The sequence below is a fragment of the Sphingobacterium sp. T2 genome (genome assembly GCF_000814685.1).
Lineage (GTDB): Bacteria > Bacteroidota > Bacteroidia > Sphingobacteriales > Sphingobacteriaceae > Sphingobacterium > Sphingobacterium thermophilum.
In genome coordinates this window covers 1-11,660 of sequence record NZ_JXAC01000082.1, presented here as the reverse complement: position 1 = coordinate 11,660, position 11,660 = coordinate 1, and the positions used below count along the sequence as shown (strand labels likewise).

At 43.8% G+C, this 11,660-nt stretch carries 19 protein-coding genes; 4 read left to right on the top strand and 15 right to left on the bottom strand.

What is annotated here, in order from left to right:
• The 5 genes from SD31_RS06335 to SD31_RS06315 form a co-directional block, all read right to left on the bottom strand.
• On the bottom strand, positions 1 to 500 hold a 500-nt coding region (locus tag SD31_RS06335), incomplete at its 3' end, for an IS3 family transposase (protein ID WP_156138237.1).
• Positions 493 to 918: a transposase gene (locus tag SD31_RS06330; protein WP_052258718.1), complete on the bottom strand. Its 426-nt coding sequence runs from the start codon at positions 916 to 918 to the stop codon at positions 493 to 495. The genes SD31_RS06330 and SD31_RS06335, both read right to left, overlap by 8 nt.
• 122 nt (positions 919 to 1,040) lie before the next feature.
• Positions 1,041 to 1,346: a YkvA family protein gene (locus SD31_RS06325; protein WP_039053508.1), complete on the bottom strand. Its 306-nt coding sequence runs from the start codon at positions 1,344 to 1,346 to the stop codon at positions 1,041 to 1,043.
• A gap of 42 nt (positions 1,347 to 1,388) precedes the next feature.
• On the bottom strand, positions 1,389 to 2,396 hold the full coding sequence (locus tag SD31_RS06320) for a tetratricopeptide repeat protein (protein ID WP_156138236.1): 1,008 nt from the start codon (positions 2,394 to 2,396) through the stop codon (positions 1,389 to 1,391).
• A gap of 8 nt (positions 2,397 to 2,404) precedes the next feature.
• Positions 2,405 to 3,154, bottom strand: a complete 750-nt coding sequence (locus SD31_RS06315; RefSeq protein ID WP_039053507.1) for a C40 family peptidase — start codon at positions 3,152 to 3,154, stop codon at positions 2,405 to 2,407.
• Between the two features lie 83 nt (positions 3,155 to 3,237).
• Between SD31_RS06315 and SD31_RS06310 the strand changes: the two genes are divergently transcribed.
• On the top strand, positions 3,238 to 3,699 hold the full coding sequence (locus SD31_RS06310; RefSeq protein ID WP_039053506.1) for a universal stress protein: 462 nt from the start codon (positions 3,238 to 3,240) through the stop codon (positions 3,697 to 3,699).
• Here SD31_RS06310 and SD31_RS20030 read toward each other — a convergent pair.
• The 8 genes from SD31_RS20030 to SD31_RS06285 all read right to left on the bottom strand — a co-directional run bounded on the left by SD31_RS20030 (position 3,696) and on the right by SD31_RS06285 (position 9,105).
• Positions 3,696 to 3,911, bottom strand: coding sequence for a hypothetical protein (locus tag SD31_RS20030; protein ID WP_262506559.1), 216 nt, complete (start codon positions 3,909 to 3,911; stop codon positions 3,696 to 3,698). The genes SD31_RS06310 and SD31_RS20030 overlap by 4 nt on opposite strands.
• Positions 3,901 to 4,875: an RsmB/NOP family class I SAM-dependent RNA methyltransferase gene (locus tag SD31_RS20025; RefSeq protein ID WP_262506558.1), complete on the bottom strand. Its 975-nt coding sequence runs from the start codon at positions 4,873 to 4,875 to the stop codon at positions 3,901 to 3,903. The genes SD31_RS20030 and SD31_RS20025 overlap by 11 nt, the downstream gene beginning before the upstream one ends.
• Before the next feature lie 6 nt (positions 4,876 to 4,881).
• Complete coding sequence (locus SD31_RS06300) at positions 4,882 to 6,117, bottom strand: ABC transporter substrate-binding protein (protein WP_197053565.1); 1,236 nt, start codon at positions 6,115 to 6,117, stop codon at positions 4,882 to 4,884.
• Between the two features lie 4 nt (positions 6,118 to 6,121).
• Complete coding sequence (gene guaA / locus SD31_RS06295; protein WP_410528241.1) at positions 6,122 to 7,687, bottom strand: glutamine-hydrolyzing GMP synthase; 1,566 nt, start codon at positions 7,685 to 7,687, stop codon at positions 6,122 to 6,124.
• A 142-nt stretch (positions 7,688 to 7,829) separates the two neighbouring features.
• Positions 7,830 to 8,261 (bottom strand): S1/P1 nuclease, encoded by a 432-nt coding sequence (locus SD31_RS20020; RefSeq protein ID WP_262506557.1) that lies wholly within the window; start codon positions 8,259 to 8,261, stop codon positions 7,830 to 7,832.
• Positions 8,158 to 8,409 (bottom strand): hypothetical protein, encoded by a 252-nt coding sequence (locus SD31_RS20015; RefSeq protein WP_410528240.1) that lies wholly within the window; start codon positions 8,407 to 8,409, stop codon positions 8,158 to 8,160. Before SD31_RS20015 ends, SD31_RS20020 begins: the two co-directional genes overlap by 104 nt.
• Positions 8,410 to 8,428: 19 nt before the next feature.
• Positions 8,429 to 8,638: a hypothetical protein gene (locus tag SD31_RS18650; RefSeq protein WP_231561241.1), complete on the bottom strand. Its 210-nt coding sequence runs from the start codon at positions 8,636 to 8,638 to the stop codon at positions 8,429 to 8,431.
• A 5-nt stretch (positions 8,639 to 8,643) separates the two neighbouring features.
• Entirely contained in the window at positions 8,644 to 9,105 is a 462-nt protein-coding gene (locus SD31_RS06285) for a DUF4268 domain-containing protein (protein ID WP_052258715.1), read from the bottom strand.
• A gap of 80 nt (positions 9,106 to 9,185) precedes the next feature.
• On the opposite strand from SD31_RS06285, the gene SD31_RS06280 reads away from it, so the two are divergent.
• Positions 9,186 to 9,719, top strand: coding sequence for a lipocalin family protein (locus SD31_RS06280; protein WP_039053502.1), 534 nt, complete (start codon positions 9,186 to 9,188; stop codon positions 9,717 to 9,719).
• Positions 9,720 to 9,724: 5 nt separating this feature from the next.
• On the opposite strand, the gene SD31_RS06275 is transcribed toward SD31_RS06280, so the two are convergent.
• Both SD31_RS06275 and SD31_RS06270 read right to left on the bottom strand, forming a co-directional pair.
• Positions 9,725 to 10,033, bottom strand: coding sequence for a hypothetical protein (locus SD31_RS06275; protein WP_039053501.1), 309 nt, complete (start codon positions 10,031 to 10,033; stop codon positions 9,725 to 9,727).
• A gap of 203 nt (positions 10,034 to 10,236) precedes the next feature.
• Complete coding sequence (locus SD31_RS06270; protein ID WP_052258714.1) at positions 10,237 to 11,004, bottom strand: DUF937 domain-containing protein; 768 nt, start codon at positions 11,002 to 11,004, stop codon at positions 10,237 to 10,239.
• A gap of 121 nt (positions 11,005 to 11,125) precedes the next feature.
• On the opposite strand from SD31_RS06270, the gene SD31_RS18645 reads away from it, so the two are divergent.
• Both SD31_RS18645 and SD31_RS18640 read left to right on the top strand, forming a co-directional pair.
• Complete coding sequence (locus SD31_RS18645; protein ID WP_052258713.1) at positions 11,126 to 11,350, top strand: hypothetical protein; 225 nt, start codon at positions 11,126 to 11,128, stop codon at positions 11,348 to 11,350.
• A gap of 63 nt (positions 11,351 to 11,413) precedes the next feature.
• Positions 11,414 to 11,605: an alkaline phosphatase gene (locus SD31_RS18640; RefSeq protein WP_052258712.1), complete on the top strand. Its 192-nt coding sequence runs from the start codon at positions 11,414 to 11,416 to the stop codon at positions 11,603 to 11,605.
• Positions 11,606 to 11,660: the final 55 nt, after the last annotated feature.

Genomic DNA, 11,660 nt, shown 5'->3' with positions numbered 1-11,660 from the left:
ACATCGGTAACCCATTTCTCATATGGGTTGTCAGCTTTAAAATTTCTTTGTAGAATATTTGCCGCCGCTATACCTACATCTCCCTTATAAGACTTATATTTCTTAACTCGGATTACACTTTTGAGTTTTAACAATCTCATTATCTTGGCTATTGTCTTATAGTTCACAGCTTTATCTAGCGTATTTCTTAGGGCTAATGTTACACGTCTATAGCCATATCGACCTTTATGCTTTTGATAACATGCTATAACATGCCTCACTAAATCAGCATGCTTATCAATAAAACAGACGCTTTTTGTATGATAATAATAACTACTTCGAGCTAGCTCTGCAATATGCAATAAGTATTCTAGTTTGTGTTTACGCCTCAGCTCAGTAATAATTACTGTCTTTTTCTTTTTGGCTTGTTTGCTTTGAGCCAAGGCTTCCAACTTTTTTAGGAAATCGTTCTCTGCACGTAAGTATTCATTCTCTATTCGTAACTTTTCTACTTCACTCATAGAACTTAAGGCCAGGAATGACTAGTTTTTTTGTTTTCATCTGCTTTGTATTAGTTTGCCTGGGTCGACCTCGAGTCTCTTGTAAACCAGAGTATCCATGACGCTGAAACTTCTTGTTCCATTGCACCAAGACAGAAGGGTTAGAGATACAATACCTAACACAGGTGTCCATCAAAGATATACCAGTCTGATGATATTCTCGAATTATAGTGATTTTTTCTTCTATGGTGAATGATTTTTTGGCTACACCTTGCAAGCCTTGCTTGCCATAATTTTGGTAAAGCCTAAGCCAAAATTGTAAATTCGATTTACTTAATCCTTCTCGCTTTGCAAGGCTTCCAATACTGTCTTTACCTCGTAGAATAGTGGTTACTAGACGTAACTTAAAATTGAAATTATACTTCTGTTTTTTACTCATAAAAATGCCCCAAATAAGTGTCTAACTTTTTGGGGCATGTCTACATTCAGGGCTTTGTTGTTTTTTTTATTCTGCTGTTGCAATATGGGTTTTATACCTTTTTATCTCTTCAGACAGTTTTCCTAAGGCGTACCCAACGATGGTGACATCGTCCAACCAGCCAATACGGGTACTAGGTCGGGAATAGCATCCAGCGGGGACACCACATAGGCTATGGTAGCCACAATGACGGAAACATTCCAAGGGTTTGCTTTATATTTCCCGGCCATAATGTCGCGCGCCATATTAAGAAGCAGCTTAAAATCGCTGATCTTATCTTCCAGATGTGCGGCCTTACTTTCTGCTATCTCCAAGTCATCTGAAGACAGTTTAGAAGCCTTATAGGCTGCAAACAGCCGGAAGGCCTTTTTCAAATAGGTTTGCTTCATCTATCATTTTTTGTAAGTTGGACTATATTCTTTACAATAAGTTTAGTCCTCATCTTCATCTTCCAGCTCTTCAAACTTACGGAAATCCTCCTCCGCCCCGGCGCTATCTCCTACTCTGGCTCGCAGCTCCCCTCGATATTGGTAAAGATCCGAATAGTAGGGATTTAGCTTTATCGCTTCGCTATAATCGGCGATGGCAGCCTCCCAGTTTTCGAGCTTCTCGTAGACATCGGCACGCAGCACATACGCATAAAAGTCGTCCTCCTTGAGGGTGATAATTTGGGAATAATCATTCGCCGCCTTGTCGTATTCCTTTAATTGCTCATACAGGGAAGCTCTCTCCTCGTAGATACGGGCATCGGTAGGCGCAAGCTGGACGGCTTGCTCGAAATCCTGCAGGGCCGAGCTGTTCTCCCGAACGAAAGCATACAGCTTAGCACGGTAGAGGTATGCCTCTACCGACCTTTGTCCTTGCAGCACAGCATTCAGGTCGTCTAGGGCTTCGTCGTAGCGCAACAGCTGCATGCTTATCGCCGCCCTCGACACAAGGATGTCGAGCCTCCTGGTCTTGTCGAAAGCTTCCGTAAAATCTGCAATAGCCTCCTCATAGTTGAAATGCTGCACCTGCAGCATAGCCCTGTTGAGCAGTAGTTGCGCTTCTTCCTCCTCCGGCTGTATGTCATTCAGCTCCAGCAGCTCCACAGCCTCCTCCATCTGTCCTTTGTTTTCGAGCCACTCTAGATAGTGATGGTAATTGAAATCCAACCGCTTGGCTGATTGATAGTTGTAGAAGGCACTTTCCTCATCCTCCAGCCGCATAAAGAGTATAGCCTTGCAGGCGTAAAAAAATGGCTGCTCAGGAAATTTCTCTATAGCTTCATTATATATGGTAAAGGCCTCACTAATCTTCCCTTCCTTGACCAAACTATAGCCTCTTCGGGCCATCTCCAATGCTTCCGAGGGATGTTCTTCAAATCTTTTTACCCTCTCCGAAAAGGGAAATAGTTGTGAACTGGCTAATAAAAAATACGTATTTGCTAGTAAAGACATCTTCAAAATTAAAAATAACGTTTTACTATACGCAGGTTATGAGTATAGCGGTTAAGGTCGGCATTAAAGATACCTTGGTTATCCATACGGTCCACGCGCACCTTTCCGGAGGCGTGAATAATGGTTTCCGGGTCTATCATGACGCCGACGTGGGTGATGTGCCCCTGTTCGTTGTCGAAAAAGGCCAGATCTCCCGGGTGTATCTCACTCAAGAAGTCCACGACACTCCCCTCTTCGGCCTGCTGCCATGCATCACGACGTAGCTTGATGCCGAAATGTTTATATACCACCTGGCTGAATCCCGAACAGTCTATGCCGTATTTAGATCTTCCACCCCACATGTAGGGTGTACTTTTGTAATACTCTATAAGCTTCGGGAATTCGACATCAAAGTCTTGCAGACTGGTCTTCCGTAGACTTCCCTGAATGGTGTATGTGCTTTTTCCAATGGTGATATGTTCTCCCACTATGGAAGTACCATGCACAAGCTCTACAACTTCGCCATCATGCAGGGCTTGTGCTCCAGCAATATCAACGATGGTATCCGTATCCACACCGGCAAGCACTATCTCGGCAAATTGATGATTCTGAATCCATCCTTCGTATTTGGTATCCAACAGGCGGATCCGATAGAAATCTTGCTCCTCTTCCAGCAGCTCGAACTGCTCCCCGAAAAGCACTTGTGAGACGATCTCACTACGATGTGAGGGTTCCGCTCTCAGTGGAACTATACTCAGTTGACATGCTGATATTTGCATCGCATTGACGATTTTAAAACATTAAATATATTTTGTTTGTTCTATAATACGAAGATACTTCAAATAAGTAAAACTGTGAACTTATGAAAAAATTTAAACGCATACTGATTGCCATTGACGAGTCTCCGTGCGCCACCAAAGTCATTGATTATACCAAGAATATGATAGTCCATGAAGAAGCATCGGTGGCACTGCTTACCGTCATCCCTCCCACCAGTCCAGCCTCCTATGGTGCCGACCCACTACTGGGGCAACAGCCCATAGTGGTACCTGAGATCACCGAAGCACAACAGCAGTCCGCAGAATCATATCTACACCATATCGCAGAGCAGATACAAGGTGCTAAGGAGGTGTTCTCCTTCACCCGTATAGGAAGCATTAAGGAAGAGATTCTCATGCAGGCCGAAGAGTGGTCAGCAGACCTCATCATCGTGGGATCTAACGGCAGAACAGGTTTCGACCACTTCATCTCGGGCAACCTGTCGGAAGCGGTGATACGTAAGGCCTCCTGTCCTGTACTGGTTATTCCTATCAACTGCAGCTAGCGTTCGCGCACAAGCCGTGCCGCAAACATGGTGTCAGCCCGTTGTGTATAGCCTTTGATGATTTCCATTTTTTCCAGTCGGAAAGAGTGGTTGTCCACAAGATGCTTTATCATATCTTCATTTTCCTCCCTATATGCCGAACAAGTCATATACACTAATGGCTTTCCCACCTTCAGATAGGATACGACATTGTCTACTATGCTACGCTGCAAAGTCTTGAAATGTCAACATCTTATCTTTCGAAAATTGTTGGATCATCTCAGGGGTGCGCCCCCATGTTCCAGATCCCGAGCAGGGCACGTCCAAGATGATACCGTCAAACGATTCACCCCGCATTAGTGAAGAAATATCGCTGCTGAGGTCAAGGATTTTCTGCTTTCGTGGTGCCGGCACACGTGCCACTTCAAACCTCTCATTTAGGTTACGCAGGATAGAAAGCCGTATGTCGGACACCATAAGCTCCACATCAGGATATTTATCCAAAAACATCAACGCTTTCCCTCCCGAGGCAGCACAGGCATCCCACCACATCTCACCGCGCTGGGCATCCATATAATGTATAGTATGCTGCGAAGAGAGGTCCTGCACCTCAAACATACCTTTCAGCTGTGGGTAATCCTGCAGACGGAAGCCATTCGGTAGGCGCAATGCCTGTCCACCGACAAATTCGTAAGGTATTCCTTCTCGGTCGAAAAACTGACGTACCACCTCCAGCTGTGACCGCTTGACACGGATAAACAAATCGGGTTGAACAAAATGACTGAGCAAAAAATGCTGTCTGTCCACTCCTTCCGACAGCTGTTCCGGAAAAGGAAACACCTCCTTCAACACAAATCCGTACCTTGTAGTAAGATATTCTACCTTCTCATCTAGAGGCATCATGATGTTCTCATGCAGTGCTGTATGATGTACCTGCAGAAAGGAAGACTCCTGCTCACATAGAAATTCTGCAAAGGCCAAACGCTCCGGCACTCCATATCCCGACAAGGCCTTTCCCAAACGAAAGTAGTTGTACATAAAACGAGAGGTCATCTTTCTGTCAGATGACCCCATTTGTCTGTTGCTCTTAAAAAATTTTGTCAGATATCTTGACAGAGGTTCGTTGAAGGAATATCCTTCCAACGCTCTCGAGAAGTTCCGAAAATGCTGCGCTACACGCCTTTCATTTACCTGCATACGCTTCTATTGTAGCTGGAATGAGCCATGGATATATTCTTTAAAAGAAACAGCCATATTGGCAAATCCCCATGTTTCATTATAGGTGAACTTATAAGTATTATAGATTCCGTTATATGTCTCCGTTTCCAGTTTGGCTTTGAGGTTTTCTAAACCATACTTGTTAATTAAGGTGCCAAAGAAAACCGCTACATCGTACCCTTTGTAGGACTGGTCCGACGGCATGACCCCATATTTCTGTCTATACAGCTCTCTAAACTGACGTACTGCACTCGTCCATGGCTTCAGGTTGCTTTCCGTACTTATCGTAGGATTTAAGCCTGAAAAAGAAGGATGATTGCTAAAGTCAAAACGGTCCCACAGCGGATGACCGAAAAGACGGATGGAATAGTACTCCGATTTCTTTTTCGTCAAAGCACTTATAAGATTGTTGAGAGAAGTCTTGTCTGTGGTACCGCTGATGATAATATTGTTGCCCGCTTGGGTAAGCTTCTCATTCAGCTGCTCCAGGGAAGATACGGTAACGACATGAGCATTATATTTCTTTTCCCTTATCGCCGTCGCCATTCCCGTGAGGAATTGCTTGCTATCAGAATCTGTCGTTTGATAGATGATAACCACATCCCCTATTTTATACTCTTCTGCCACCTTTGTTGCTACAGCCTCCATATGGGCGTAAATAGAGGGCGTCACCGTAATCAGATTGCTGATATTAAAGTCTGAGGCTGGAGAGGCTGCCAACGGGTTGACAATCCACTTGTTCTCGTCAACAACATTGCGGCCGAAAGCGCGTATCTCCTGTGGATACACGGGGCCTACCACAATGCCCGCTTGAGAGACGTCCTCTGCAGATGCCAAACTCGCATTGTATGTAGGATTGTCTTTGGAATCTATAACCTTCAACCGAAAGGGCTTTCCTTTACGAGCCACCTCTTCCAATCCAAGTTGAAAGCCTTGGTAGAAGTCCAAAGCTAAAGCCGAACGTTTGACGTCTTTTTCCTGTACATCATTACCAGCAATAAGGTCCAATTGAAATGGCAATAGAAGGGCTATGTTACGCTCTTTGGCCAATAACATCTCACGAGCCTTATCCTTCTCCTTATCGGCAACATCAGGAATTACCTCTTCGGTCTTCCCTACATTACCCGGAACGTTCGGATTACGCAAAACAGTAGTCTTGGGAGAACAGGAAGCTGCTCCCAAAACTACTGCTGCAGATATTGCTATTAAAGTATTTTTCAAAATATTATTCCCACTCGATGGTTGCAGGTGGTTTTGAACTGATGTCATAAACGACTCTGTTGATTCCTTTAACATGGTTGATAATTTCATTAGAAATCTTAGCCAACAATTCATATGGTAAGTGAATCCAATCTGCTGTCATTCCATCAAGGGAGCCTACCGCTCTTAGGGCCACCACATGCTCATAGGTACGTTCGTCACCCATCACCCCTACAGACTGTATAGGAAGGAAGATCGTTCCCGCTTGCCATACTTTATCGTACCAGCCAGATTCTTTCAAGTTACGAATATAGATGTCATCAGCTTCCTGCAAAATCCGTACCTTTTCTTCGGTAATATCTCCTAAGATACGAATTCCTAAGCCCGGTCCAGGGAATGGATGTCTATTAAGGATGTTAGGATCGACGTTCAAGGTTTTTCCTACACGACGAACTTCATCTTTGAATAAAGTTTTCAGTGGCTCCACCACCTGAAGTTTCATATAATCCGGCAAGCCACCCACGTTGTGGTGCGACTTGATCGTTGCCGAAGGTCCCTTCACTGATACCGACTCGATAATATCCGGATAGATGGTACCTTGTCCTAACCACTTCGCTTCAACCCCTGCTGGCAACTCGCTTTGTATATCTTTGGAAGCCTTGTCAAACACGTCGATGAAGGCAGCACCAATGATCTTACGTTTTGCCTCCGGCTCTGTCACCCCCTTAAGCTTAGTGTAAAACAAGTCCTTAGCATTTACGCCCTTCACGTTAAGCCCCATATTTTTGTATGAATCCAACACCTGTTCGAATTCATTCTTACGGAGCAATCCGTGGTCTACAAAGAAACAGTGGAGTCTGTCACCTATGGCGTGGTGTAAGAGTACCGCAGCCACAGTAGAGTCTACACCACCCGATAAGGCCATGATAACATGGTCGTTACCCAACTGCTCCTTAAGCTGTGCTACGGTGGTTTCTACAAAAGATTCCGAAGTCCAATCCTGCGAACAGCCGCAGATGTCTACCACGAAATTCTTTATCAGAATCTGACCGTCAGTGCTGTGTGTCACCTCCGGGTGGAACTGTATACCGTAAGTTTTGGTGCCTTCGATATGATAGGCCGCTACGCGAACTTTATCTGTACTAGCAATAATCTTGAAGTTGTCTGGAACTTCTTTGATAGTATCCCCGTGCGACATCCACACTTGCGATTGTGTAGGGATGCCCTTCAGCAACTCATTCGAATCGTCCACAAACTGCAAGTTTGCCCTACCGTATTCACGAATTTCTGACGGAAGAACCTCTCCTCCGCTCTGCTGCGCCAAATACTGCGCGCCATAACATACCCCCAACAAAGGATACTTGGCCTGAATCGACTTGTAATCGATTTGCGGAGCATCTTCCTGTCTTACAGAATACGGACTTCCAGAAAAAATCACGCCTTTGACATTCTCGTCAAACTCCGGAACTTTATTAAAAGGATGTATTTCACAATATACATTTAATTCTCTGACACGGCGGGCAATCAGTTGCGTGTACTGAGAACCAAAATCGAGGATTATAATTTTTTCGGACATAGTGCAAAGGTACAATTTAGCCTTGAAATCTCAGAAGGATAATGATGACTATTTTATTTATTTCAGGAATCCCTCTCCTTAGTCGCTTATCCCTCTAACAAAAACAAAAATCCCTGATGCTTAACTATACATCAGGGATTTTCTTTACTTTTATATTTTATTTGCCATAGATTTCATTCAACTCCTTAGCAAGACGTATTCCTGCTTTCAGCAGTGCTTCCTCCATAGGGTATTTGAACTCATAGATATACTTGTAGCTTAGATTAGCATTATTTTCCACATCGGCGTAGATTTTATTGGCGAGCTGATGTGTTTCATACAAGGCCTGTTCGAATGTTACATCATACTTTTTGTAGTAGTCTTTGTCGTAGATATCCAGCACACTGGCGTATTCGGTAAAGCTATATTTTTCGTTGTCCACCAAGTCTGAATCCCATACGCGGTGAATATTGGTCTTACGTCCGAAAAACATCACTTCGATTTTATTACCTCCCAAATCGTCGGCGCGTCCTACATGCATTGGCTGATGAGCATCCGAAAAGAGGTGAATGATGAAGTACAGATGTTGCTGCTGATCTTTCAACGACATTGTCTTTATTGTGCTTCACCTCCTCCTTGATACGCAGATAGGACTTATACAGGTTGTTGTCCGCCGAACGGAGAAGCTCTTGGTTAAACTGCTCGAAAGTCAGATTTCCCGGCGTATTGATGAAATGCCATGAGCCTGTGCTATTCAATGCCGGATCCGGATCAGACTTAATGAAATCTGCCCAGTTGGACCAATACGCTAACTTTTGATTGCCAATGATCTTTTGGATTATTCTTTTTGGCTTTTTTGTTAAGATGTCTTTCGGCAATTTCTGCGATGACACGATGGCCTGTCATCCCCCATGCCGCAGCCTTCTCTACCTGAGCAAATACCAAACATGCTGCCAAGGCCAAAGCACTATATAATCTATTTTTCATATGTATTATTTAAAAATTTCGAACGAATATTTTGCCATGGACCAAAACTCATCCAACGCGACGATGCGCGGCTTCAGAAAAGAGATGATTTCCGGCCAATGCTCCTTATTGAAAATGGAAAGCTTCTCCCTGGACGTCCAGATGCGGGCAATTTTGCGGCCGTCCTCATCGTAAAAGACCTCATCCCAAATCCATTCTTCTTCCAGTGTGTCGTGCAGCACATTTTTAAGCTCCAGAAACTGGTCGTACATAAGCTGCCGTATGCCTGCGTCGGGATGCGTCATCTCCACGGCTATGGTCACCACCTTGTTCGTGGCATCCATGCGAAAATAGAGATGCTTAATTCCTGTTTTGTAGTTTACCCAATTCACCCGCTCTCCGTCTGCCGAAGGGGTCAAGGCCATGTATTGACCGTAGGCCGTCCAAAACTCCTGTTTTAGCTTCTTAGCTTCTTCCTTTGAGTACAAAACGAGATATTTTCGACAAAAGTAAAAAATTGGATAAACTTTTGCTGTCTTTCAACTGTTAAACTTTAAACGAAAACGCTATGGACAAGAAAAAATCACTTTTCCTCCTTACCGCTGCCGCGGCAGGAGCCGTAATATATAATATCTGGAAACCCGTAAAATCTAACCTCCCCGTAATCACAGACTTTGACATTAACCGCTATCTGGGAACATGGTATGAAATAGCAAGGTTGGACTTCTTCTGGGAAAAGGGATTGAAAAATGTAACAGCCCTTTACTCACTACAAGAAGATGGAAACATCAAAGTACAAAATTCCGGCGTACGCATCAAAGACAACAAGCCTAAACAAAGCATCGGAAAGGCTAAATTCCAGCAAGCCCCACATATCGGCTCGCTAAAAGTTTCCTTCTTTGGTCCCTTCTACTCGGGATATCACATCATGCATATCGCTGGCGACTATGAATATGCACTCGTCTTCGGTGACAACCTCGACTATCTATGGATTCTTTCCCGAACAAAAGATATTCCCGAAGATATCAAAAACAAATACTTACATTATGCGCAGCAGGCCGGATACGATATAGAAAAGCTTACCTGGACCCTCCAAGAATAGTATTCCTATCCGAAAAGCTCCTTAATCACGGTGAAATTAACACTATAGTCAGACGCTATGGCATTAGCAATCTGTCTTTGGTGTTCCTCCGTAATTCTGTTGCCTATACCTTTGTTATAAAGTGACACAAGAAAAGCGGCATAGGCACCCTTTTCCTGGGCGTCGATGACATTGTTCTGCACGTTATAGTTTAAAATAGTGGCAGCAAAGTCGCCAAAGTCTTCCAATGAAAAACGCTTATACTTAGCGTAAAACTTTAGCATATACCGTTCGAAATCTTCTTCCAGCTGTCTCGTCTTCGTGTAATCTAACATAAAAAAGCATATCCCGATTAGTGGATTATGCCCAAATTTATAAAAATATACGACTTACAAACGTCTTTCAGATTAGTTTGTCATTGAAAACAATAATTAAGTATTATTAATATCCTAAATCAGAATCACGCTGTTAAGGTTTATACTGAATTTAAACACTTTTAGAACCGAAAAGGAGGATTCAAAAATCCCCTCCATTATTTTTAATGTTGTTGTATCATAGCATCGCGCTCTTCTTCCGGTCCGCTGCCCTGACAACCTTTGCTAAAGAGCAGCCACGCTCCGATAAGGATGAGCGGTATCAACAGCCACCAGAAGCCTCCCTTACTTTTCCTTTCTTCATGGAAGCGCTCTCGTACGTGCGGTGGAGGTACACTTGTAGCCTCTGTCTTGTCTACGACGGACGAGGATGTCCCGGACTTAAATTCGTCGGCCGCAGCAAAAAAGGAGCCGAATGCTCCCAAGCCCAAGGTGGAAGGCAGGGCCGCTACCAAGGATGACTTATTCTGTGTGAGTACTGCACTGATAGAATCCGCATTCCAGTTGGTTCCTTTGTGGGTAATGCCTGCCACCACGGCGGGAAGGCTTGCCCCAAACAGTCCCGCAGCAGAAGAGCCTTTGATTCCTAAATAAGAGGATACGCTGTCCAAGATACTGCTGAAGCGCTCCCCAAAAATGGAGGTCAGCATATGTTGCGTTTCAAATTTGGAATAATCCGTTCCGGACGGGGCACCGAAAAAGTTGCCGAAGACATCGTTGAAATCGAAATTGCCCAACATGTTCTTCGCGGAATTCAAAATGCCGCTCAGCCCTTCTTTGTTTTTGCTTTGCAGGCCCAGCAGGATAGCCGGTACACTGACGTCAATACCCTTTTTGATATTTTCAGGAGATTCATTCAAATTCACCCCCAACTTGTTGATCACCTCCTCCGTAAAGTAGGATTTGACGTGATTTAATAAAGAGCTTTCCATAATGCATTTAAATTGTTACAAAATATAGAACAAGTTAAACGTACTTTAGTTTTGTTAACGGTAACTTAATTCCACTACATATAAAAACTTTTATATCTTTGAATATAAACCTTTAATAAAAATGAAAAGAAACACGTTCTTACTTACATTATTTACAATTTTATTTTCCTTCAGCTCCCTTTTTGCTCAGCCTAAATACATTTTCTACCTCATTGGTGACGGCATGGGACCAAACCACGTTAACCTAGCAGAAATTTTTACTGCTGAAACACAAGGTCGTATAGGCTATCAACCCTTGATTCTTTCCTTATTCCCATATGTGGCTTTGCCTCCACCAACTCCTTAAGTCATGGGGTGACAGACTCCAGTGCAGGAGGTACCGCTTTGGCCGTAGGTAAAAAGACCAAAAATGGAGTCAGTCGGTATGGACAGTACAGCGACAGTATCTTACAAGAGCATAGCATATGCAGCCAAAGAAAAAGGATGGAAAGTAGGCATAGCCACTAGCGTGAGTGTAGACCACGCCACTCCGGCTTCCTTCTATGCCAACCAACCGGACAGAGGACATTATTATGAAATAGCTTTACAAAGCCCGATTTAGGGATTTGTAATTCTTGCCGGTCTACCGATTCTTAACCTAACCACTACCCTAAAAA

Excerpts from the sequence above, each read along its gene's own strand:
- SD31_RS06330 (WP_052258718.1), bottom strand. The coding sequence starts at position 918 with ATGAGTAAAAAACAGAAGTATAATTTCAATTTTAAGTTACGTCTAGTA.
- SD31_RS20025 (WP_262506558.1), bottom strand. The coding sequence starts at position 4,875 with ATGCAGGTAAATGAAAGGCGTGTAGCGCAGCATTTTCGGAACTTCTCG.
- SD31_RS06280 (WP_039053502.1), top strand. The coding sequence starts at position 9,186 with ATGGACAAGAAAAAATCACTTTTCCTCCTTACCGCTGCCGCGGCAGGA.
- SD31_RS06275 (WP_039053501.1), bottom strand. The coding sequence starts at position 10,033 with ATGTTAGATTACACGAAGACGAGACAGCTGGAAGAAGATTTCGAACGG.
- SD31_RS06310 (WP_039053506.1), top strand. The coding sequence starts at position 3,238 with ATGAAAAAATTTAAACGCATACTGATTGCCATTGACGAGTCTCCGTGC.
- SD31_RS06320 (WP_156138236.1), bottom strand. The coding sequence starts at position 2,396 with ATGTCTTTACTAGCAAATACGTATTTTTTATTAGCCAGTTCACAACTA.
- SD31_RS18650 (WP_231561241.1), bottom strand. The coding sequence starts at position 8,638 with ATGAAAAATAGATTATATAGTGCTTTGGCCTTGGCAGCATGTTTGGTA.
- SD31_RS06315 (WP_039053507.1), bottom strand. The coding sequence starts at position 3,154 with ATGCAAATATCAGCATGTCAACTGAGTATAGTTCCACTGAGAGCGGAA.
- SD31_RS20020 (WP_262506557.1), bottom strand. The coding sequence starts at position 8,261 with ATGTCGTTGAAAGATCAGCAGCAACATCTGTACTTCATCATTCACCTC.
- SD31_RS18645 (WP_052258713.1), top strand. The coding sequence starts at position 11,126 with ATGAAAAGAAACACGTTCTTACTTACATTATTTACAATTTTATTTTCC.
- SD31_RS18640 (WP_052258712.1), top strand. The coding sequence starts at position 11,414 with ATGGAGTCAGTCGGTATGGACAGTACAGCGACAGTATCTTACAAGAGC.
- SD31_RS06270 (WP_052258714.1), bottom strand. The coding sequence starts at position 11,004 with ATGGAAAGCTCTTTATTAAATCACGTCAAATCCTACTTTACGGAGGAG.
- SD31_RS06325 (WP_039053508.1), bottom strand. The coding sequence starts at position 1,346 with ATGAAGCAAACCTATTTGAAAAAGGCCTTCCGGCTGTTTGCAGCCTAT.